The 22,007-nt window shown below is 77.6% G+C and carries 18 protein-coding genes; 9 read left to right on the top strand and 9 right to left on the bottom strand.

What is annotated here, in order from left to right; translation table 11 throughout:
- Positions 1 to 27: 27 nt before the first annotated feature.
- The 7 genes from FS882_RS03240 to hisC form a co-directional block, all read right to left on the bottom strand.
- Positions 28 to 1,005: an alpha-ketoacid dehydrogenase subunit beta gene (locus FS882_RS03240; RefSeq protein WP_222848120.1), complete on the bottom strand. Its 978-nt coding sequence runs from the start codon at positions 1,003 to 1,005 to the stop codon at positions 28 to 30.
- 11 nt (positions 1,006 to 1,016) lie between these two features.
- A complete protein-coding gene (gene pdhA / locus FS882_RS03245) occupies positions 1,017 to 2,144 on the bottom strand; it encodes a pyruvate dehydrogenase (acetyl-transferring) E1 component subunit alpha (RefSeq protein WP_158370767.1) in 1,128 nt (375 codons plus the stop codon).
- A gap of 153 nt (positions 2,145 to 2,297) precedes the next feature.
- Complete coding sequence (locus FS882_RS03250; protein ID WP_158370769.1) at positions 2,298 to 3,032, bottom strand: hypothetical protein; 735 nt, start codon at positions 3,030 to 3,032, stop codon at positions 2,298 to 2,300.
- A gap of 76 nt (positions 3,033 to 3,108) precedes the next feature.
- The gene (locus FS882_RS03255; protein WP_158370771.1) at positions 3,109 to 3,549 is read right to left on the bottom strand and encodes a response regulator; all 441 of its coding nucleotides are present in this window, start codon (positions 3,547 to 3,549) and stop codon (positions 3,109 to 3,111) included.
- Between the two features lie 2 nt (positions 3,550 to 3,551).
- Positions 3,552 to 5,177, bottom strand: a complete 1,626-nt coding sequence (locus FS882_RS03260) for a sensor histidine kinase (RefSeq protein ID WP_158370773.1) — start codon at positions 5,175 to 5,177, stop codon at positions 3,552 to 3,554.
- Positions 5,174 to 6,409: a PP2C family protein-serine/threonine phosphatase gene (locus tag FS882_RS03265; protein WP_262348037.1), complete on the bottom strand. Its 1,236-nt coding sequence runs from the start codon at positions 6,407 to 6,409 to the stop codon at positions 5,174 to 5,176. The genes FS882_RS03260 and FS882_RS03265 overlap by 4 nt, the downstream gene beginning before the upstream one ends.
- A gap of 113 nt (positions 6,410 to 6,522) precedes the next feature.
- On the bottom strand, positions 6,523 to 7,587 hold the full coding sequence (gene hisC / locus FS882_RS03270) for a histidinol-phosphate transaminase (protein WP_158370775.1): 1,065 nt from the start codon (positions 7,585 to 7,587) through the stop codon (positions 6,523 to 6,525).
- 112 nt (positions 7,588 to 7,699) lie between these two features.
- Between hisC and FS882_RS03275 the strand changes: the two genes are divergently transcribed.
- The 3 genes from FS882_RS03275 (at position 7,700) to FS882_RS03285 (ending at position 11,092) form a co-directional block, all read left to right on the top strand.
- Positions 7,700 to 8,083, top strand: a complete 384-nt coding sequence (locus tag FS882_RS03275; protein ID WP_158370777.1) for a phage holin family protein — start codon at positions 7,700 to 7,702, stop codon at positions 8,081 to 8,083.
- A gap of 171 nt (positions 8,084 to 8,254) precedes the next feature.
- Positions 8,255 to 9,592 carry a hypothetical protein gene (locus FS882_RS20830; protein ID WP_187365110.1) on the top strand — a complete coding sequence of 446 codons (1,338 nt, stop codon included), beginning with the start codon at positions 8,255 to 8,257 and terminating at the stop codon, positions 9,590 to 9,592.
- A gap of 108 nt (positions 9,593 to 9,700) precedes the next feature.
- Complete coding sequence (locus tag FS882_RS03285; protein ID WP_262348038.1) at positions 9,701 to 11,092, top strand: chaplin family protein; 1,392 nt, start codon at positions 9,701 to 9,703, stop codon at positions 11,090 to 11,092.
- A gap of 216 nt (positions 11,093 to 11,308) precedes the next feature.
- On the opposite strand, the gene FS882_RS03290 is transcribed toward FS882_RS03285, so the two are convergent.
- A complete protein-coding gene (locus FS882_RS03290; RefSeq protein ID WP_158370781.1) occupies positions 11,309 to 12,865 on the bottom strand; it encodes a GAF domain-containing protein in 1,557 nt (518 codons plus the stop codon).
- A gap of 261 nt (positions 12,866 to 13,126) precedes the next feature.
- Between FS882_RS03290 and purB the strand changes: the two genes are divergently transcribed.
- Positions 13,127 to 14,590 (top strand): adenylosuccinate lyase, encoded by a 1,464-nt coding sequence (gene purB / locus FS882_RS03295; RefSeq protein WP_158370783.1) that lies wholly within the window; start codon positions 13,127 to 13,129, stop codon positions 14,588 to 14,590.
- A gap of 259 nt (positions 14,591 to 14,849) precedes the next feature.
- On the opposite strand, the gene FS882_RS03300 is transcribed toward purB, so the two are convergent.
- Complete coding sequence (locus tag FS882_RS03300) at positions 14,850 to 16,106, bottom strand: glutamyl-tRNA reductase (protein WP_158371224.1); 1,257 nt, start codon at positions 16,104 to 16,106, stop codon at positions 14,850 to 14,852.
- Between the two features lie 52 nt (positions 16,107 to 16,158).
- On the opposite strand from FS882_RS03300, the gene hemE reads away from it, so the two are divergent.
- From hemE to hemB, 5 genes are all read left to right on the top strand, one after another.
- Positions 16,159 to 17,313, top strand: a complete 1,155-nt coding sequence (gene hemE, locus FS882_RS03305; protein ID WP_158370785.1) for a uroporphyrinogen decarboxylase — start codon at positions 16,159 to 16,161, stop codon at positions 17,311 to 17,313.
- Positions 17,314 to 17,368: 55 nt separating this feature from the next.
- Positions 17,369 to 18,964 carry a protoporphyrinogen/coproporphyrinogen oxidase gene (locus FS882_RS03310; RefSeq protein WP_158370787.1) on the top strand — a complete coding sequence of 532 codons (1,596 nt, stop codon included), beginning with the start codon at positions 17,369 to 17,371 and terminating at the stop codon, positions 18,962 to 18,964.
- Positions 18,965 to 19,030: 66 nt separating this feature from the next.
- On the top strand, positions 19,031 to 20,017 hold the full coding sequence (gene hemC / locus FS882_RS03315; protein WP_158370789.1) for a hydroxymethylbilane synthase: 987 nt from the start codon (positions 19,031 to 19,033) through the stop codon (positions 20,015 to 20,017).
- Positions 20,014 to 20,961 (top strand): uroporphyrinogen-III synthase, encoded by a 948-nt coding sequence (locus FS882_RS03320; protein ID WP_158370791.1) that lies wholly within the window; start codon positions 20,014 to 20,016, stop codon positions 20,959 to 20,961. The genes hemC and FS882_RS03320 overlap by 4 nt, the downstream gene beginning before the upstream one ends.
- Positions 20,958 to 22,007, top strand: coding sequence for a porphobilinogen synthase (hemB, locus tag FS882_RS03325; protein WP_158370793.1), 1,050 nt, complete (start codon positions 20,958 to 20,960; stop codon positions 22,005 to 22,007). The genes FS882_RS03320 and hemB overlap by 4 nt, the downstream gene beginning before the upstream one ends.

Consider the following 22,007-nt stretch of genomic DNA (forward strand, 5'->3'; position numbering starts at 1 on the left):
GCGCGGGCGGCGCGGCGCGCCCGGCGGTCAGGAGGCGAGCACGCGGTCGACGGCGTCCAGGACGCGGTCGAGCCCGGGCAGGTACTCGTGCTCCAGCTTGGCCACGGGGTAGGGGGTGTGGAAGCCGCCGACCCGGAGGACCGGCGCCTCGAGGTGGTAGAAGCACTCCTCGGTGACTCGCGCGGCGACCTCGGCGCCGGTGCCGTAGAGCACCGGGGCCTCGTGGACGACGACGCACCGGCCGGTGCGCCGGACCGACGCGGCGACGGTCGTGATGTCGAGCGGCGAGATGCTGCGCAGGTCGACGACCTCCACGCTGCGGCCCTCGGCGGCCGCGGCGTCGGCGACGCGCAGGGCGGTGGCGACCGTCGGGCCGTGCGCCACGAGCGTGACGTCGGTGCCCGGGCGGAGCACCCGCGCGCCGTCCAGGACGGAGTCGGCGGCCAGCGGGTCGGCGTCCGTGTCGACGTCGCCCTTCTCCCAGTACCGGCCCTTGGGCTCGAAGAACATCACCGGGTCCGGCGAGGCGACGGCCTGCTGGATCATCGTGTAGGCGTCCTGCGGGTCGGACGGGCTGACCACGCGCAGGCCGGCGGTGTGCGCGAACAGCACCTCGGGCGACTCGCTGTGGTGCTCGACCGCGCCGATGCCGCCGCCGAACGGCACCCGGATGACGACCGGGAGGTTCAGCCGGCCGCGGGACCGGTAGTGCATCTTCGACAGCTGGGTCGTGATCTGGTCGAACGCCGGGAAGATGAACCCGTCGAACTGGATCTCGCAGACCGGGCGGTAGCCGCGCAGCGCGAGGCCGATCGCGGTGCCGACGATGCCGGACTCGGCGAGCGGGGTGTCGACGACCCGGTCCGTGCCGAAGTCCTTGGCCAGCCCGTCGGTCACCCGGAACACGCCGCCGAGCGCGCCGATGTCCTCACCCATGAGCAGGACCTTCGGGTCCCGCTCCAGCGCGGCCCGCAGGCCCGTGTTGATCGCCTTGGCGAACGTCATCCGCTGCGTGCTCACCGGTGCTCCCCTCCCGCGAACGAGGCCTCGTACCGCTCGAACCAGGCGCGCTCGGCGTCCACCACCGAGTGCGGGGTCGCGTACACGTGGTCGAACATCGTGCTGGTGGCCGGGCGACCGAGCGCCCGGACGTACGTCCGGATCTTCTCGCCGAGCGCGTCGGCCTCGGCCGACAGCCCCGTCCGGAAGTCCTCGGACAGCTCGCCGGTCGCGGCGAGGTGCTTCTCCAGCCGGTCGATCGGGTCGCGCTGCCGCCAGTAGTCCTCCTCCGCCGCCGACCGGTACCGGGACGGGTCGTCGGAGGTGGTGTGCGCGCCCATCCGGTAGGTGAAGGCCTCGACGAGGGTCGGGCCGCCGCCGGACCGGGCGCGCTCGAGCGCCTCGGCGGTCACGGCGTAGGTCGCGAGCACGTCGTTGCCGTCGACCCGGACGCTCGGCACGCCGAAGCCCGGGCCGCGCGCGGCGAGCGGGACGCGCGCCTGGCGGGTCGTCGGCTCCGAGATCGCCCACTGGTTGTTCTGCAGGAACAGCACCAGCGGGGCGTTGTTCACGGCGGCGAACACCAGCGCCTCGTTCACGTCGCCCTGCGCTGTCGCGCCGTCGCCGAAGTAGGTGACGACCGCGGTGTCGCGCTCGGGGTCGCCGGTGCCCACCGCGCCGTCGCGCTGCACGCCCATCGCGTAGCCGGTGGCGTGCAGGGTGTGCGACCCGATCACCAGCGTGTACAGGTGGAAGTTGAACTCCTCCGGGTCCCAGCCGCCGTGGTCGACGCCGCGGAACAGCTGGAGCAGCTGCGTGAGGTCCAGGCCCCGGGTGTGCGCGACGCCGTGCTCGCGGTAGGAGGGGAACACGTAGTCCTGCGGGGCCAGCGCGCGGCCGGAGCCGACCTGGGCGGCCTCCTGCCCGAGGGACTGCGCCCACAGGCCGAGCTCGCCCTGCCGCTGCAGCGCCGTCGCCTCCGTGTCGAAGCGGCGCACGAGCACCATGTCGCGGTACAGGCCGCGCAGGGCGTCGGCGTCGAGGTGCGCGACCCGGGCGCTGTAGTCGGGGTGGTCGACGCGCTCGCCAGCGGGGGTGAGCAGCTGGACCAGGCCGTCGTCGGTGAGCGGACCGCTGGTGCCCACGGTTCTCCTTCGGCTGGGTGGCGCCCCCGCGTTCTCCGGGGGCCGGTCGTAACCTACGCCAGCGTAGGCTACGCAACCGTAGGTCCAGGGCCCCGGGCGGCGTCAAGACGGGCGTGCCCCCGTTGTGGGGTCCCGACAACCCCCGTGCGCGGCTCAGGTGGGGCCGGGTCCCCGGCGCTGCTGCCCGGGCCACGCCGGGGCGGGGCCGGTCCGCGCGCGGCCGGCCGACGACGCGGCGGAGGGGTCCGCGCCGGGAGCCGCCGGCGGAACCGCGGGGGAGCTCGGCCCGGGCGGCGCGGCGTACGGCCCCGGCGCGGGCGGCCCGGCGAAGGGGCCCGGCCCGGGCGGCGCGGCGGAGGGGCCCGGCGCGCCCGGCGCAGGCGGGTACCCCGGCGCGGCGGGCGGGTACGCGGGGCCGACGGCGCCCGGCACCGGAGAGGGCGGAGCACCGTGCACCGCCCCGGCGCCGGGCGCCTGCTGGTAGCCGTCGGCGTACGGCCCTGCACCCGGCGCGGCGAGCCCGGGCGGCACGCCGTACCCGCCGGCGGCGGACACCCCGGGCACGGCGGCGCCGGGCAACCCCGGGGCGCCGCGCGCACCGGGGCCGGGACCACCGCCCGAGCGCGCCCTCCGGCCCTGCACCTGCAGCTCCATCACCCGCAGCTCCAGCTGCTCGACCCGGCGCTGCACCGGCCAGGCGCGCACCACGAACAGGATCATCACCACCAGCGAGACGACCGGCAGCACCAGTGCCAGGCACCACCACCGGGAGTAGCCCGCACGGGCCGCGACGGTCGCGTACGCCCACAGCCACAGCGCCGTGACCACCAGCGCGGACACCAGCAGGAGCTCCAGCGGCAGCTCGTCGACGAACGCGTACGGGTCCATCCCACCGAGACTGGCCCGCGCGGGCACCACTCAGCGGCCACCTAGCCCGGCACCGGAGCCGGAGGGCTCGCGCAGGTCAGCGCTGGGGCAGGCGCACGACCTCGACGAAGAACTCGTCGATCTGGCGGACGACCTCGATGAACCGGTCGAAGTCGACCGGCTTGGTGACGTACGCGTTGGCGTGCAGCGAGTAGGACCGCACCACGTCCTCCTCGGCCTCCGAGGTGGTCAGCACGACGACCGGGATGCTGCGCAGCGCGTCGTCGCCCTTCATCGCCTCCAGGACCTCGCGGCCGTCCATGCGCGGGAGGTTGAGGTCGAGCAGCACCAGGTCGGGCGTGGGGGCGTCGGCGTGCTCGCCCTCCTTGCGCAGGAACGCCAGCGCGCTCACGCCGTCGGAGACCACCTGCAGCCGGTTGGCGACCTTGTTGTCGTCGAACGCCTCGCGGGTCATCAGGACGTCGCCCGGGTCGTCCTCGACGAGCAGGACGTCGATCACCTTGCCGCTGCGTGCCACGTTCACTCCGATCCCTCGGCCCGGGGGCCGTCCTGGTCCTGACGGTCGGTCGGCTCCGGCTCCGGGTCCGCGACGGCGGGGAGCGTCCAGCGGATGCTGGTGCCCGGGCCGTCGGCGTCGCCGAGCCAGATCCGACCGCCGTGGTACTCGACGATCTTCTTGCACAGGGCCAGGCCGATGCCGGTGCCCTCGTACACGTCCTTGGGGTGCAGCCGCTGGAAGATCACGAAGACGCGTTCCGCGTACTGCGGGTCGATGCCGATCCCGTTGTCCCGGCACTCGAGCTCCCACGAGTCTCCCACCCGCCGGGCGGTGATCCGGACCTCCGGGGTCCGGTCGGGGTCGCGGAACTTGATCGCGTTGCCCACCAGGTTCTGCAGCAGCTGCACCAGCAGCGGGCGCTCGCCCCGCACGACGGGCAGGCCGTCGCGCGTGACGACGGCCCCGGTCTCCTCGACGAGGTTGTCGAGGTTGTCGAGCGCCGAGGCCAGCGCCTCGTCCAGCGGCACGTCCGCGAGCTCGCCGCCGACCCGCCCGACCCGGGAGAACCCGAGCAGGTCCTGGATCAGCTGCTGCATCCGCTTCGCGCCGTCGACGGCGAACGCGATGTACTGGTCCGCGCGCTCGTCCATCTGCCCGCCGTACCGCTTCTGCAGCAGCTGGGTGAACGAGGCGACCTTGCGCAGCGGCTCCTGCAGGTCGTGCGACGCGACGTAGGCGAACTGCTCGAGGTCGCGGTTGGACCGGCGCAGCTCCTCCGCCTGGTCCGCGAGCCGGTCGTGGGCGTCGGCGATCTCCGCGCGCTGCGCCTCGACGGCCTGCACCTGGGCGACGAGGCCCAGCCGCATCCGCTCGACGGTGTCGGCCAGGTCGGCGATCTCGCCCGGCCCGGTGGTCCGCACGGGGTGGTGCAGGTCGCCCTCGCTCACGGCGCGGGCGTCGGCGGCGAGCGCGTCGAGCGGCTCCGCGATCCACGAGCGCAGCGTGCGCCACAGCACCGCGCCCGCCACGGCGCCGGCGACCACGAGCGCGACGAGCGAGCCGATCACGACCCGCGTCCACATCGCCAGGTCCGCCGCGGCCCCGTCGCGGCGCTCCCGCAGCACGTCGAGGTACTCCTGGACGGCGGTGCGTGCCTCGTCGAACAGCGCGCGCCCGCCCTCGACCTCCTCGGCGGTGACGGCGGCCGGCCCGCCGGCGGCGACCGCCGCGATCGTCGGCTGCGCGAACTCCTCGTCCCACCGCTCCGCCGCGACGACCGCCGCTGCCGCGGCCTCCCGGACGGGCGCGGACGAGTCGCCCCGGGCGACCGCGTCGAACGCGTCGGTGGCGTCCTGCGCGTTCTCGTACGGCTCGAGCGTGCCGTCGAAGCCGGTGAGCGCGTAGCCGCGCACGGCCGTCTCGCCGTCGACCAGCTGGGTGTACGCGGTCTCGGCGCTGGTGATCGCGTCGAAGTACCGCTCCGTCACGAGGTCCTGGGCGTCGAGCATGCGCCACAGGGCGACCCCGGACCCGATGAACACGAGCGCGAGGACGACGGCGGCCGCGACGAGCGCCGCGCCGAGCCGGCGACGCAGCGTCGTGCGGGGCCGCGCGGCGGTGCCGGCGGCCGGTGCGGGAGCGGTCACGACGCGGGCCCGTCCCAGCCGAGCACCACGACGGCCGTGTCGTCGACCAGCTCGCCGCCGTGCCGGCGGCGCACCTCGCGCAGGACGTCCTCGACGGGGTCCCGGGCACCCGTCGCCAGCACCTGGTCCACCAGGTCGAGCAGCCCGGCCTTGCCGATCCGCTCCTGCGTCCCGCCGATGGTCGCCTCCAGCACGCCGTCCGTGTACATCATCAGCCGCCACCGGCCGCCCAGCTCCAGCCGCTGCGGGCGCCAGACCCCGTCGACCGGGATGCCGAGCGCGCGCCCCCGCAGCTCCCGCGGCAGCAGCTCGGACCGCCGGCCGGTCGCCGGGTCGCCGAGCAGGAACGGCACCGGGTGGCCCGCCAGGTACAGGTCCACCGTCGCGCGGTCGGGCGCGATCTCGACCATCGACATGGTGGTGAACACCTCGTCGCGGGTCCGCTCGGACGCCAGCACGCGCTCGAGCAGCGGCAGCAGGTCGGGGGTCGCGGTGCCGGCGAGCACGAGCGTGCGCCAGGCCGTGCGGAGCACCGCCCCGAGCGCCGCCTCGTCCGGGCCGTGGCCGCACACGTCGCCGACGATCGCCAGCACGGTGCCGTCGGGGCGCTCGAACACGTCGTAGAAGTCGCCGCCCAGCACGCCCTCCCGGCCCGCGCGGTAGCCGACCCGCACCTCCAGCCGCGCGTCCCGCACGGACGGGCGGGGCAGCAGCGCGCTCTCGAGCCGCACCGTCTCCTCGGCCCGGACCATGCTGCGGTACAGCTCCCGGTCGACGGCCTGCAGGCGACGCCGCTGGACCGCGTACCGCACGGACCGGCCGAGCAGCTCGCCGTCGACCTCGCCCTTGACCAGGTAGTCCTGCGCGCCGGCCGCGACCGCCTGCAGCCCGGTCTCGGTGTCGGTGCGGCCGGTCAGCACGACGACCGCGGGGGCGCCGGCCGCCAGCAGCGTCTGCAGCGCGCCGAGACCCACGGAGTCCGGCAGCCCGAGGTCGAGCAGGACGCAGTCGACGTCGAGGCGGGCCGTCGCCTCGTCGAGCGTCCGGGCCCGCACCAGGCGGACGTCGAGCCCCGCGTCGCTCAGGTGCTCCTCGACGAGCACCGCGTCGCCGTCGTCGTCCTCGACGAGCAGCAGCGCGATCGGGCCGCCGTCCACGGGGTCGACGGGGTGACCGGCGCGGCCGGGCCACGCGGGCGGCGTCGCCACGCCCGGCGTCGTGCTCTCGGTCACCCCTCCACCTCTCTGCTCGTCGCAGCATAGGCGAGGCCCGGACCGGCGCGCGGCGAGGACGCCGGGCTCGTCGGCCCGGTGACCTGCGCGCACACGGTCCCGGCCGCCGTCGGTCAGTGACGAAGGTCGCGCGCGACCCGCAGCACGACGTCGGTCGCCTCGGGCTCCCCGACGCTGATCCGGACGCCGTCACCCGCGAACGGCCGCACGAGCACCCCCGCGCTCGTCGCGGCGTCCGCGAACCGCGCGGTGCCCTCGCCGAGCGCCAGCCAGACGAAGTTCGCCTGGCTGTCCGGGACGTCCCAGCCGTGCTCGCGCAGACCGGCGAGCAGGCGGGTGCGCTCGCGCACGATGCCGTCGACCCGCTCCAGCAGCTCGTCCTCCGCGCGCAGCGAGGCGACGCCCGCGAGCTGCGCCAGGTGCGACACCCCGAACGGGGTGGCGGCCGCGCGGATCCCCGCCGCGAGCCGCGCGTCCGCGACCGCGAACCCCACCCGGAGACCGGCCAGGCCGTAGGCCTTCGAGAACGTGCGGAGCAGCACCACGTTGGGGTGCGCGGCCAGCACGCCGAGACCGTCCGGCGCCTGCGGGTCGCGCACGAACTCGACGTACGCCTCGTCCAGCACCACCAGCACGTCCCGCGGCACCGCCGCCAGGAACGCGTCCAGCTCGTCGGCGTGCACGGCCGGCCCCGTCGGGTTGTTCGGCGTGCACACCAGCACCACGCGGGTCCGCCCGGTCACGGCGGCCGCGAGCGCCGGCAGGTCCAGCCGGCCGTCCGCGCCGACCGGCACCGGGACGCCCGTGGCCCCGGCCAGGGTCACCGCGATCGGGTACGCCTCGAACGACCGCCACGGGTGCACCACCTCGTCGCCGGCGTCGCAGAACGCGCTCAGCACGTGGCCCAGCACCGCCACCGAGCCGCAGCCCGCGACCACCTGGTCCGCCTGCACCCCCAGGTGCGCCGCGACGGCCTCGACGAGCTCGGTCGCGTACATGTCCGGGTAGCGGTTCACGTCCACCGCGCCGTCCGCGATCGCCGCCACGACGGACGGCAGCGGCGGGTACGGGTTCTCGTTCGAGGAGAGCTTGAACGCGGCGGCGCCGACGGGGACCCGGGCGCCGGGGACGTACGGCGGGAGGCTCGCGAGGGCGGGGCGGAGGGGGACGCGCTTCACGCGGCCAGGATGCCACCGCCGGGTGCCGGCCGGGACCCGGGGTCACGGTCCGGGCAGGTCCCGTCCGCGGTGAGGGCTGCGGGTGAGGGTGCCTCGATGGCAGGATCGGCGCATGAGCTTCGTGCTGCGGGTCCTGATCAGCGGCGTCGCCCTGTGGCTGGCCGAGGTGCTGCTGCCGGGCATCAGCATCGTCGGCGCCGACACCACGTGGGGGCGGGTCGGCGTGCTGCTCGCCGTGGCGCTCGTGTTCGGCATCGTGAACGCCGTCGTCAAGCCGATCGTCAACATCATCTCGATCCCGCTCTACATCCTCACGCTGGGGCTGTTCACGCTGGTCGTCAACGCGCTGATGCTCATGCTCACCGCGTGGATCACCGAGCAGACCGACTGGGGTCTGCGGATCGACGACTTCGGCGACGCGTTCGTCGGCGCGCTGATCGTGTCGGTCGTCTCCTTCGCGCTCAGCGTGGCCATCCCGCGCAGCCGGGAGCGCTGAGCCCGCGGCTCCTTCCCCCGCGTCGTCGCAGGTCGCGGGCGCCGCGTCACCCGGACGGGGGATATCACCCGCTCCGATGTGTTGCCCGCCCCGCCGGGCGCTCCTACCGTCGACGGGGTCAGGGCCCGCCAGCGTCGGGGGGACCGCCACGGAGACTCGGGGGGAGTCGCCATGACAGCGCGACCGGGTGCCGCACAGCGTGCGCGCTCGCTCGCGTCGCGATGGGCCCGCCGAGGTCTGTACGCGGCGGGCGGGCTGACGCTCGCCGGTGCCGCCGTGGTCGCGCTCGCCCCTGCAGCCGCCGCCGACGAGGTGCCGCCGCCCACGTCCGGGACCACCTCGCTGCTCGGCGGGGTGGGCGACCTGGTCGGCGCCGTCGTGGAGCCCGTGGGCGAGCACGTCGTGGCGCCCGCGGTGCAGGCGGTGCTGCCGCCGGCCGCGGCCACCCCCGCTCCGCCAGCCCCCGCGGCCGACCCTCCTGCCCCCGCGCCCGCCCCGCCGACCCACGCGCAGCCTGCGGCGCCGGCCGCGCCGACACCCTCGGCGGCCGGACCCGCCTCGGCGGCGCCCGCCGCGGGGCACGCCGCACCGGCGGCCGGGTCGGGCGCGGCCGCGGTCGTGGCCTCGACGCCCGACGCGGGCACGCCCGCCGCGGACGCCCCCGGGCTGCTCGGCGCGGTGACGTCCGCCCTCGGCGACGCCGTGGTCGTTCCGGTCGTGGACGCCGCGTCCCCGCTGGTCGACGACGTGCTCGACGACCTGGTGGCCCCCGCCGCCCGGGCGACGGAGCCGCTGGCGCCGGCGCTCGGCCCGGTGACGTCGGGCGTCCTGGCCCCCGTGGTCGACGCCGTGCCGGTCCCGGTGCTCGTCGCGCTCGTCCCCGTGCTGACCCCCGTGGCCGACGCCGTCGCGCCGGCCCTCGCGCCCGTCGTCACCCCGGTGGTGACGGATCTCGTCGGTCCCGTGCTGGGGAGCGTCGGAGGCACGCCCCTCGGGGACGCGCTCGCGCCCGTCCTGGGCGTGCTGCGCCCGGTGACCGAGACCCTCGCGCCGCCGACGGTGACGCCACCGACGGCGCCGCCCGCGGTCCCGGCCGGCCCCGATGCCGCCGCGGCCGCACCCGGGGATCCCGACCTCGCGGCGCTGCAGCCCTGGACCGGTGCCGGTCCCGTCGCCCTCGGTGAGCGGACCGGCGCCCCGGCGGACGCCCCCGCCGACCGCGGGGCCGAGGCCCTGCGCCCCGCTTCCTCCGGCGTCGACGACGCCGCGCGCTCGGCGTCCGCGCCGGTGGGCGGCGGCGACCACCCCGTCCCGCCGGCACCGAGCGCGCCGGCCCCGTCCGGCACGGGCGCCTCCGGGAGCCCGCTGCGCACGTCGGCCGGCCAGGACGTCCTGGCGGTCCTCACGACCCTCGCGCTGGTCCTGGGCGGGTCGCGGCTCCTCGCCGTCGCCCGCGGCCGCGTCGAGCTCCCGCTGCGTCTTCGCGACGTCCCCGTCTTCCCCGCCTGAGTCGGGCCCCGGCGCCCGCGGCATCCGTGCCGCCGCGCCCCACGGGCCCTCGCGCCGCACGCCGGCGCACCGACTCAGGATCAGGGGAAGACCACCATGCACAGGAACATGAAGCGAGCGGTGCACACCGCCCTGCTGGCCGGCGGCCTCGTCGTCGCCGGGGCCGTGTCGGCGTCCGCCGCCGACGACGACGGCCTGCTGTCCGGCCTCGGCATCGAGGCACCCGTCGACGTCTCCGTGGACGTGTCCGGCCTCGCCGCCGGCGTCCTCGGCGACGCGACGACCACCACGGCGGCGGTGCCCGTCGAGCCCGCCGCACCGGCGCCGGCCCCCGCGGCCACCGCCGGCGGGGGCACCTCCGACGGGGTGGCCTCCGGCACCGCCGTCGCCGCCCCGGTGCACGTCCCGGTCGACGTCTCCACGGTCGCCGTCGGCGTCCTCGGCGACGCGACGGCCACCGCTCCGGCACCCGCGGCACCCGCGCCGGCTGCCGCGCCCGCCCCGACGGCGACGGTCGGGGGTGGGGACGCCGACGGCATCGCCTCCGGGACCGGGGTCGCCGCCCCGGTGAGCGTGCCGGTCGACGTCGACGGGGTCGCCCTGGGCGTCCTCGACGACGCCTCGACCACCGGCACCGGCACCGGCACCGGCGACGCGACGGCGATCGACGGCAGCACCGCCACGGTCGGCGGCGGCGACTCCGACGGGATCGCGTCCGGGACCGGCGCAGCCGCGCCGATCAGCATCCCCGTGACCGTCGGCGACGTGGCCCTCGGCCTGCTCGGCGACGCGTCCAGCACGTCGCCCGGCACCGGCACCACCGGCACCAGCACCGACGGCCCCACCGCCACGGTCGGCGGCGGCGACTCCGACGGGATCGCGTCCGGGACCGGCGCAGCCGCGCCGATCAGCATCCCCGTGACCGTCGGCGACGTCGCCATCGGCCTGCTCGGCGACGCGTCCAGCACGTCGCCCGGCACCGGCACCACCGGCGCCGACGGCCCCACCGCCACCGTCGGTGGCGGTGACTCCGACGGCCTGCTGGGCGGGATCGGCGTCGTCCTGCCGATCGAGGTCCCGGTCGCGATCGGGGACATCGCCCTCGGCCTCGTCGGCGACGCGACGGTCGCCGACGAGGTCGGCACCGACCCGGCCACCGACCCGGGCACCACGGACCCGGGCACCGGCCTGGGCACCGACCCGGGCACCACGGCCCCCGGCACGACCCCGGGCATCGCGGACGGCACCGGCACCACGGACGGCACCACGACGGTCTCCGCGGTGACCTCCCTGTCGGACGTCCTCGCGGCTGCCGACGTCGCCGCCGCGCTCGAGGACGCGGCCGGCACCGCCGCCACGGCCGGCACGGCCGTGGCGGCCACCGCACCGGCCGCGCTGGCCTCGACGGGGGGCCCGGCCGTCCTGACCGGCCTCGCCGCCCTGGGGCTGCTGGCCCTCGGCCTGCTGCTCCGCCGGGTCCCGCGGGTGGTGCTCGTCTGACCACCCGCCGCTAGACCCGTCGGCCGGCGGCGGGTGCGGGACCTCCGCCGGCCGACGGACTCACGTCCGCAGACCCCGCAGCCCGGGGACGGCACACGCTGACGCCGACCCCGGAACCGACGAGTGGAGTGCAACCGGCCACCGCGGCCGGCGACGGGTGCGGGCCCGTCGCCGGCCGGCGGCGCGCCTCGGGGCGACCGGAACGCGCCCCGGGGCTCAGGAGGCGCGGAAGGACCGCGCCATCTCGCGCTGCTCGTCGAGCACCTCGCCGATCCGGGCCTGGACCTCGTCCATCCGCCGGATCGTCGTGCTGACCGACTCGATGCCGCGGGACACCGCGGCGGTGTTCGCCTGGATGTCGGCGACCTGCTGCTCCACCCGCGACGTCGCGGTGGACGTCCCGCCCGCGAGCTCCTTGACCTCCGTGGCGACGACCGCGAACCCACGCCCCGCCTGCCCGGCGCGGGCGGCCTCGATGGTCGCGTTCAGCGCGAGCAGGTTCGTCTGGTCGGCGATCGACGAGATGACGCGGATGACGTCGCCGACCGCGGAGGACGACGCCTCGAGCGTGCGGACCTCCTCCGCCATGGCGGCGGTCTGCGCGACGGCCTCCTCGGCGACGCGCACGGCCTCGGCCGCGCTCTCCGACAGCCGGGCGACGCTGCCGAGCAGTGCCTCGGACGCCCCGCGGTCCCGCTGCGAGGCCCGGAGGATGTCGACGCGCTGGGACACCAGGCGGGCGACGTTGCGCAGCGAGCTGCGCCGGCTGTCGGTCAGCTCGATCGTCTCCGTGGTGAAGAAGTCCATCGTGCCGAGCACCTCGTCGCCGACGACCACCGGGATGCACACCCCGGACCGGACGCCGGCGCGCTGCGCCGCGGGGGCACGCACGCAGTCGGTGAGCTCGCCGAGGTCCCGGACGAACACCAGGTCCCGCGCCCGCCAGGCGCGACCCGCCAGGCCCACGCCCTCCGCGAAGCTCGCGGCGAGCGTCACCCGGCGGAACTCCTCGCCCGCGGTGCCGGACTCGACCGCGAACCGCAGCACCCGCGCCTCGGGGTCCACCGCCCAGTAGGAGCCGTAGTCCCAGCCGAACTCCTCGCGCACGGTGTCGAGGGCGACCCGCAGCGCCTGCTCCTCGTCGGTGCACTGGCCGACCTTGGCCACCGAGGTCGTCACGGCCTGCTGGTCGCGGGCCACCTGGGCGATGGACTCCGCCGCGCGACGCGCCTCGAGCGCCTGCGACACCGTGCGCGCGAGCACGTCGAGGACCAGCACCTGCGCCGGACCCTCGGCCCGCCGCTCGGTGGACAGGAAGTCGAGGACGGCGACGACCTCCCCGCGGTGCCACAGCGGCATCGTCATCGCGCCGCGCGCACCGGCGCGCAGGAACACCTCGCCGCGGGTGCAGTTGGTCGCGTGCTCCCGCAGGTCGGCCACCGGCAGCACCCCGTCCTGCTGCCAGGCGAGCCCGCACAGCCCGACGCCCTTCGGCATCCGGTACCCGGGCGTCATGTCCGTGAGCTCCCGGGACAGGTGGCCCGTCTGCGCGACGAACACCAGGGCGCCCTCTCCCGGGTCGACCTGCCAGGCCGACGCGTAGTCGAAGCCCAGCGCCGCCCGGATCGTCTCGACGATCTCGGGGAGGTCACCACCGCCCGACGACGCCCCGAGCGCCCGGACGACGTCGTCGAGCGCCCGGAGCTCCCGCTCGACCGCGACGCCCTCCGCCGGCTCCGTCGCGACGCCGCGGCGCCCCCTCAGTCCCGCCATGTCCGTACCCCTCGCTGCTGTGCCCGCGCGGCCCTGCGTCTGCTCCGCACGGCGTCCCCCTGAGTGGCCTCCGTATCGGCAGCGGCGGCGCACCTGTGAGGGGTCGGGCGAGCGCTCTCCGCCGACCGGCCCCGCGGCGTCACCCGCGCGGGCGGCCCCGACGACCGCCCCCGCCGCCCTGACCTGCCCCGACGGAGGACGCGCGTCCGCGGACCGCGCGGCCCGGATCACCCGCCTGCGCGCCGTGGGAGGATGCGGCCCATGCCCGCGCACGAGAGCAGCCCGTCCGCCGCGCCCGCCCGCACGTCGCTCGCCGACGTCGAGCCGCCGATCGCCCTCGGCCCGCTGGACGGGCGGTACCGCCGGACGGTCGCCCCGCTCGTGGACCACCTCTCCGAGGCGGCGCTGAACCGGGAGCGCGTGCACGTCGAGGTCGAGTGGCTGATCCACCTGACGACCCACGGCGTCGTGCCCGGCGCCCCGGCGCTGTCGGCAGCCGAGCAGGCGTACCTGCGCGCGGTCGTCACGGACTTCGGCGCCGCCGACGTCGCGCGGCTGGCCGAGATCGAGCGCACCACCGTGCACGACGTGAAGGCGGTGGAGTACTTCCTCAAGGAGCGCATCGCGGCCGCGCCCGCGGTGCTGGGCGAGGGCACCGTGCTGCCGGCCGTCTCGGAGCTCGTGCACTTCTGCTGCACCAGCGAGGACATCAACAACCTGTCCTACTCGCTCATGGTCCGCGGCGCCGTGCGCGACGTGTGGCTCCCGGCGGCGAGCGGGCTGGTCGACGACCTCGCCGCGATGGCGCGCGACCTGGCCGACGTGCCGCTGCTGGCGCTCACGCACGGCCAGCCGGCCACGCCGACCACCCTCGGCAAGGAGGTGGCGGTCCTCGCGCACCGGCTGCGTCGGCAGCTCCGCCGGGTGGCGGGCGCGGAGTACCTGGGCAAGCTCAACGGCGCGACCGGCACCTACGGCGCGCACGTGGTGGCCGTCCCGGGCGCCGACTGGCCGGAGGTCAGCCGGACGTTCGTCGAGCACCTCGGCCTCACCTGGAACCCGCTCACCACCCAGATCGAGTCGCACGACTGGCAGGCCGAGCTGTACGCCGACGTCGCCCGGTTCAACCGCGTGCTGCACAACCTGGCGACCGACGTCTGGACCTACATCTCCCGGGGCGTCTTCACGCAGATCCCGGTGGCGGGCGCGACCGGCTCCTCGACGATGCCGCACAAGGTGAACCCCATCCGGTTCGAGAACGCCGAGGCCAACCTCGAGGTGTCCTGCGCCCTGCTGGACTCGCTCGGCGCGACCCTGGTGACGAGCCGGCTGCAGCGCGACCTCACCGACTCCACGACGCAGCGGAACATCGGGCCGGCGTTCGGGCACTCGCTGCTCGCGATCGACAACGTGCGCCGGGGCCTCGCGGCGCTGTCGGTGGACCGGGACCTGCTGGCGCGCGAGCTCGACCAGAACTGGGAGGTGCTGGGCGAGCCGGTGCAGTCGGCGATGCGCGCGGCGTCGGTCGCGGGCGTCACCGGGATGGAGAACCCGTACGAGCGGCTCAAGGAGCTGACGCGGGGTCGCCGGCTGACGGCGGACGACATGCGGGAGTTCATCGCGGGCCTGGGCCTGCCGGCCGACGTCGAGGCACGCCTGCAGGCGCTGACGCCGGCGTCGTACACGGGCCTGGCCGCGGACCTGCTCCGCTACCTCGAGGACTGACCCCGGCGCGACGGCGGCCCCGCGCCCCCGGTCCGCGCCCGCAGACCTCGCCCGCAGACCTCGCCGAGATAGGGCCTCCGCGCCGACGTAGGACCGCGGGACGCCCTCTCTCGGCCGAACGGTCCTATCTCGGCGAGCGCGGGCGCGCACGGGGCTCGGCGAGCGCGGGCGCGGGCGGGGCTCGGCGCGCGCGGGGCTCGGCGCGCGCGCGGCTCGGCGCGCGGGGCTCGGCGGGCGCGGGCGCGGCGGGCCGCGGGGGTCAGCGCGCGGGGGTGGCGGCCGCCGCGGCGCGCGGGACCTCGACCGCCGCCAGGTCCGCCAGGGCCGCGGCGTAGGCGGCGGCGTCGCCGGCGCGGGCGGCCTCGCGGGCGCGCACGGTCGGGCCGTGCAGCGCGGAGCGGACCCGCCGGCGCAGCGCACGCGCGTCGGGCTCCGGCAGGTCCGCGACGGCCAGCCCGAGCTCCTCGAGCACGCGGCGGCGCTCGGCGACGACGGGCGGGTTCCACTGCCGGGTGCGCAGGTCGCGCTCGAAGGTGGCCGCCTGCTCCTCGACGAGCGCCCGGGCCTCCGCCACCGTCGCGGAGTGCCCGTCGGGGGCGTGCTCCGCGACCGTGGTGAGGCTGACCAGCCGGACGCCGGGCAGCTCGCCGACCGCCGGGTCGACGTCGTGCTGCAGCGCGAGGTCGAGGACCGCGAGCGGCCGCGCGCCGAGCGCCGCCTCGGCGGACCGGGACCGGATCAGCGCGTCGACGTCGAGCACCTTGCCGGCGGCGCCGCTGCACGCCACCACCAGGTCGACGCCGGCGAGGCTCGCGGCGAGGTCGTCGGTGGCGGCGGTGACCCCGCGCTGCGCGGCGAACTGCCCGGCGCGCCCGCTGGCGGAGTACACGAGGACGTCGCGGCAGCCGCGGGCCTTGAGCGCGGCGAGGCTGGCGCCGGCGTAGGAGCCCGTGCCGATCAGCAGGCAGCGCACGTCGGACCAGTCGGGCAGGCCGTCCTCGACCAGGTCGAGCGCGACGCCGACGACGGAACGGCCGGCCGCGCCCAGGCCCGTGCGGCCCTCGACGGCGCGGGAGGTCCGGGAGGCCGCCTGGAACAGGCCCTCGAGGTCGGAGGTCGTGGTGCCGTCGCGGCGGGCGGCGGTCAGCGCGCGCCGCACCTGGCCCGCGATCTCCCGCTCCCCGACGACCATCGACTCCAGGCCGGAGGCGACCGCGAACAGGTGCTCGACCACCCCGGGACCGGTGGCGGGGGCGAGGGAGTCGGCGACGCGCTCGGGGGTGTAGCCGGAGCGCGCGGCGACGGTCCCGGCGACGGCGGACCGCGCGGCGTCGGCGTCGGCGGCGTCGGCGACGTCCAGGTACAGCTCGAAGCGGTTGCAGGTCGCCAGGACGACCGCCCCCGCGATCGACTCCGACGCCGTCACGATCTCCCGCCCGACGGCGTGGGTGTCGGCGGACAACCGCTCCAGCACGGACAGGTCGAGGTCGTGATGGCTGGCCACCAACGACAGCATCACCACGCCAAGAATTTAATCACTCCAGGGAAGACGGGGCACAATCGTGGTGATGTCGACTCCGTCACGCCCCGACGCGCCCGCGAGCGCCCCGGCGACCCCCGCCCCCGCCCTCCCGTCGCACCCGGACGGCACCGGCCTGCCCGCCGACCACCCGCTGGTGGACGGCCGGACCGCGCACGCGCCCCTGGTGGACGCCTACCGCGGCCGGACCCCGGACCGGCGCCCGGTGTGGTTCATGCGCCAGGCCGGCCGGTCGCTGCCCGAGTACCGGGAGGCCCGGAAGGGTACGGCGATGCTCGACGCCTGCCTGACCCCGGACCTCGCGTCGGAGATCACCCTGCAGCCGGTGCGGCGGCACGGGGTGGACGCGGCGATCTTCTTCTCGGACATCGTGATCCCGCTGCGGCTGGCCGGCGTGGACGTCGACATCCAGCCCGGCGTCGGCCCGGTCATGGGCTCCGCGGTGCGGACCGCCGACGACGTGGCCCGGCTGCGCGCCGAGCACCCGGCGGAGTCCCTGACCCCCGAGGTGCTCGCCCCCGTCGTCGAGGCCGTGCGGCTGACCACGGCCGCCCTCGGGTCGACGCCGCTCATCGGGTTCGCGGGCGCGCCGTTCACGCTGGCCGCCTACCTCGTCGAGGGCCGGCCGTCCCGCGACCACCTCGCCGCCCGCACCCTGATGCACGCCGACCCGGCGACGTGGCGGTCCCTGACCGAGTGGGCCGCCGACGTCACGGGCGCGTTCCTCCGGGCCCAGGTGCTCGCCGGCACCAGCGCCGCGCAGCTGTTCGACTCCTGGGCGGGGTCGCTGTCGCTGGCCGACTACACCGAGCGCGTCGCGCCGGCCTCGACCCGGGCGCTCGCGCACGTCGCCGACCTGGGCGTGCCCCGGGTGCACTTCGGCACCGGGACGGGCGAGCTGCTCGCCGCGATGCGGGACGTCGGGGCCGACGTGGTGGGCGTGGACCACCGGATCGGCCTCGACGAGGCGGTGCGCCGGCTCGACGGCCGCGTCCCCGTGCAGGGCAACGTCGACCCGGCGCTGCTCGCGGCGCCGTGGCCGGTGCTGGAGGCGCACGTGCGGGACGTGGTGGCGCGCGGCGCGACCGCCCCCGGGCACGTGGTGAACCTGGGCCACGGCGTCCCGCCGGAGACGGACCCCGACGTGCTCACCCGCGTCGTGCAGCTCGTGCACACGCTCTGACGGACGGGTCCGGGGTCCCACGCTGCGTGGTGCCCCGGCGCGGCAGGCTGGACGGATGAGGAAGGACGCGGCCACGAACGACGACGACCGGGCAGCCGGCACGACGGGACCCGCCCCCCGGGGCGCGGACGCGGCGCCGGACCCCACCCCGGCACCGCCCGCGGAGCCGGGCGCGGGGCGCGGCGCGGGGGCGCCGACCGGGCCGTGGGACGCGGTCGTCGTCGGCGGCGGCGTCGCGGGCCTGGTCGCCGCGCGCGAGCTCGCGCTGAGCGGGCTGCGGCCGCTGGTGCTGGAGGCGTGGCGGTCCCCCGGCGGCGTCGTCGGCCGGCACGAGGTCGACGGGCTGGCGCTGGACGCCGGGGCGGAGTCGTTCGCGACCCGCGGCGGCGTCGTCGCGGCGCTGGCGGACGAGCTCGGCCTGGCCGACCGCGTGGTCACGCCCGAGCGGCACGGCGCGTGGGTGCGGCTGCCCTCCGGTGCGGGACCCCTCCCCCGCACCGGCCTGCTCGGCATCCCCGCCGACCCGTGGGCGGCGGACGTCCGCCGGACGATCGGGCTCGCGGGCTCGCTCCGCGCCTCCCTGGACCGGCTGCTGCCCGCGCGGCTCGGCACCGCCGAGGGCACGACGCTCGGCGCCCTGGTGCGCGCCCGGGCCGGTCGGCGGGTGCTCGACCGCCTGGTCCGCCCCGTCGTGGCGGGCGTGCACGCCGCGGAGCCCGACGACGTCGCCGCGGACGCCGTCGCCCCCGGTCTCGTCGCGGCCGTGCGCCGCGAGGGGTCGCTCGCCCGCGGGGTGACCGCGCAGCGCGCGCTCGCACCGGCGGGCTCGGCGGTCGCCGGGTTCCGCGGCGGGCTGCACGTGCTGGTCGACGCGCTGGCCGCCGACCTCGCCGCGCACGGCGGGGCGGTGCGCACCGGCGCCCCCGTCCAGGCGGTCACCCGCGCCGGCGACGGGTTCGCCGTCACCCTCGACGGGCCGGACGGGGCCGCGGAGACGCTGACGACCCCGCGCCTGGTGGTCGCCACCCCGCGCGCCGTCGACCTGCTCGCCGGCGTCGCCCCGGCGCTGACGGGCCTGACCACCGACCCGGGCGCGGACATCGTGCTCGTCACCCTGGTGCTGGACGCGCCCGCCCTCGACGCCGCGCCACGCGGTACCGGGGTGCTGGTCGCCCGCGGCGTGCCGGGCGTGCGGGCCAAGGCGCTCACGCACGCGACGGCCAAGTGGGCGTGGCTGGCCGAGGCGGCCGGCCCGGGCCGGCACGTCGTCCGGCTGTCGTACGGCCGCGCCGGCGAGGACGCCGGCGCGGCGGACGCGCTGCCGCGGGACCCGGACGCGCTCACCGACCTCGCGCTGCGGGACGCCGCCGCCGTGCTCGGCGTGCCGCTGCGCCGCGAGCAGGTGCGCGCCGCGGCCCGGGTGCGCTGGCGCCAGGGGCTCCCCGTGCCCAGCGCCGCCCACCGGGAGACCGTGCGGCGGGTCCGGGCCGCCGTCGCCGACGTCCCGGGCCTGGCCGTCGTCGGCGCGTGGGTCTCCGGCAACGGGCTCGCGTCCGTCGTCCCCGACGCCCGGGCGACCGCCGCCGCCCTGGTCACGGCGACCACCGGCCCCGCGGCCGCGGCCGCCCGCCCCGCCGCGCCGGGGGCCTGACCCGTGCGCGGCAGCCCGCGACCCGCGGTTTCGACAGATCCGCGCGGGGTGGCCGAGACTGGGGGCATGCCCCAGACGGTCCGGGTCGGCACCCGTGCGAGCGCGCTCGCCCTCACCCAGACGGGGCACGTGGCGGACGCGCTGACCGCCCTCGGCGCCGGACCGCACGAGCTGGTGCGGGTCCGCACGGACGGCGACCGGCTCACCGGCTCGCTCGCCACGCTCGGCGGCACCGGCGTGTTCGTCACCGCCCTGCGCGACGCCCTGCTGGACGGCCGGTGCGACGTCGCGGTGCACTCGTTCAAGGACCTGCCGACCGCCGTCGCCCCCGGCCTGGTCGTCGCGGCGGTCCCGGTCCGTGAGGACCCGCGGGACGCCCTGTGCGCCCGCGACGGCCGCACGCTGGCGACGCTGGCCGAGGGCGCGGCGGTCGGCACCGGCTCGCCACGCCGCGCCGCGCAGCTGCGGGCCGCGCGCCCCGACCTGCGGGTGGTCGACATCCGCGGCAACGTCGACACCCGGCTGCGCCGGATCGAGGACGACCTGGACGCCGTGGTGCTCGCGCGGGCCGGCCTGGCGCGCCTCGGGAGGCTGGACGCCGTGACCGAGGCGCTGCCGTTCGACGTGATGACCCCCGCGCCCGCGCAGGGCGCGCTGGCGGTCGAGGTCCGCGCCGAGGACGCCGTCTCGGGCACGCCGCTCGCCCGGGCGCTGGCGGCGCTGGACCACCGGCCGACGCACCTCGCCGTGCTCGCCGAGCGCGCGCTGCTCAGCCGGCTCGAGGCGGGGTGCGCCGCGCCCGTCGGCGCGCACGCGCGGATCGGTGCGGACGACGAGCTGACGCTGGAGGCGGTCGTGCTGCGCACCGACGGCACCGAGGCGCTGCGTCGCACCGCGTCCACCACCCTCGCGGGCGGCGCCTCGGGCCCCGCGGGCGCGGACCCCGCCGCGGCCGCCGGGCGCGCCGCGCTGGCCGCCGCCGCGCTCGGCACCCGGCTCGCCGAGGACCTCCTGGGCGCCGGCGCCGCCGGGCTCGCGGAGCTCGGGGCGTGACGGGCCTGCCGGCCGACGGCGCGCCCGCGACGGTGCCCGCCGGGCCGCTCGCGGGACGGACGGTCCTGGTCCCGCGCGCGACCGAGGGCCTGGACCCGCTGGTCATCGCCCTGCACGCGGCGGGCGCGGACCCCCTGGTGGTGCCGCTCATCCAGACCGTCCCGCCGTTCGACCCCACCGAGCTCGACGACGCGCTGCTCGCGCTCGAGGTCGGCTACTACGGCTGGGTCGCCGTGACGAGCGCCGCCGCGGTGCCCGTGCTCGAGGACCGCGCCGAGGAGACCGGGCACACGCTGGCCGGCCTGCTCGACGGCGTCCGGGTGGCAGCCGTCGGCGGCAGCACCGCCCGGGCGCTGCGCGAGGCGGGCGTCCGCGTCGACCTGGTACCCACGGGCCGGTCGTCGGCCCTGGCGCTGCTCGCCGCCTGGCCGCCCGCCGACGAGGAACCCGCCCGGGTGCTGCTCCCGCTCGGCGACCTCGCCGCCCCGACGATGGCCGAAGGGCTGGCCGCGCGCGGCTGGCCGGTCGACGTCGTCGTCACCTACCGCACCGTGCCCGGCCCCGCGCCGGAGCCGGACGTGCGGGACGCGTACGCCGCGGGGCGGGTGGGCGCCGTGCTGCTCACCTCGGGCAGCACCGCGCGGAACCTGCTGTCGATGCTCGGGGCGCCGCCCGCGGGCACGCTGGTGTGCTGCATCGGCGAGTCCACCGCCGCGGAGGCGCGGCGCGCGGGGCTGCCGGTGCACGCCGTCGCCGACGACCAGACCCCGGGCGGACTGGTGGCCGCGCTCGCGCGCGCCGCCGCGGCCGAGCACCGCGGGGACGACGCCCAGGACGCGGGCGCCCCCGCCGACGAGAGCCCGGTCGCGGCCCACCCCGCCGCCCCGGGCGACACCCCCGCCGCCGCACCCCCGGCGGCCCACCCCGACGGAGAGCACGCATGACCGCACCCGGACCCGACGCCCCCACCCTCCCGCTGCCCGCCGCCGCCGCGGCCGCGGCCGCCCGGCCCGGACGGGTCCGCCCCCGCCGGCTGCGCGGCACCGCCGCCCTGCGGCGCTCGGTCAGCGAGGTCCGCCTGCACCCGGCCGACCTGGTGCTGCCGATGTTCGTCAAGGAGGGGCTCGAGGAGCCGGCGCCGATCGCCTCGATGCCGGGCGTCGTCCAGCACACCCGCGACTCGCTGCGCCGGGCCGCCGCCGAGGCCGCCGCGGCCGGCGTCTCGGCCGTCAACCTGTTCGGCGTCCCGCTGATCCGCGACGCGGTCGGCTCCGGCGCCACCGACCCCGACGGCGTGCTCAACCGGGCCATCGCCGACGTGCGGGCCGAGGTCGGCGACGCGCTGGTGATCCAGGCGGACCTCTGCCTCGACGAGTTCACCGACCACGGCCACTGCGGCGTGCTGACCGCGGACGGCCGGGTGGACAACGACGCGACGCTCGAGCGGTACGCGGAGATGGCCCTGGTCCAGGCCGAGGCGGGCGCCCACATGGTCGCGCCGAGCGGCATGATGGACGGCCAGGTCGGCGTGATCCGCGACGTGCTCGACGCCGCCGGGCGGGACGACGTGGCGGTGCTGGCGTACGCCGCCAAGTTCGCGAGCGTCCTGTACGGGCCGTTCCGCGACGCGGTCGAGTCGACGCTGGAGGGCGACCGCCGGACCTACCAGATGGACCCGGCGAACCGCCGGGAGGCGCTGCGCGAGGTGGCCCTGGACATCGAGGAGGGCGCGGACCTCGTCATGGTGAAGCCCGCCGGCGCGTTCCTGGACGTGCTGGCCGACGTGGCCGCCGTGAGCACCGTGCCGGTCGCGGCGTACCAGGTGTCCGGCGAGTACGCGATGGTCGAGGCCGCCGCTGCGCAGGGCTGGCTGGACCGCCGCCGCGCGATCACCGAGTCCGTGCTCGGCATCCGCCGGGCGGGGGCCGACCAGGTGCTGACGTACTGGGCCGTCGAGCTGGCCCACTGGCTGCGGGAGGAGTGGCGGTGA

The organism is Cellulosimicrobium cellulans (assembly GCF_007679345.1).
GTDB classification, from domain to species: domain Bacteria; phylum Actinomycetota; class Actinomycetes; order Actinomycetales; family Cellulomonadaceae; genus Cellulomonas; species Cellulomonas cellulans_A.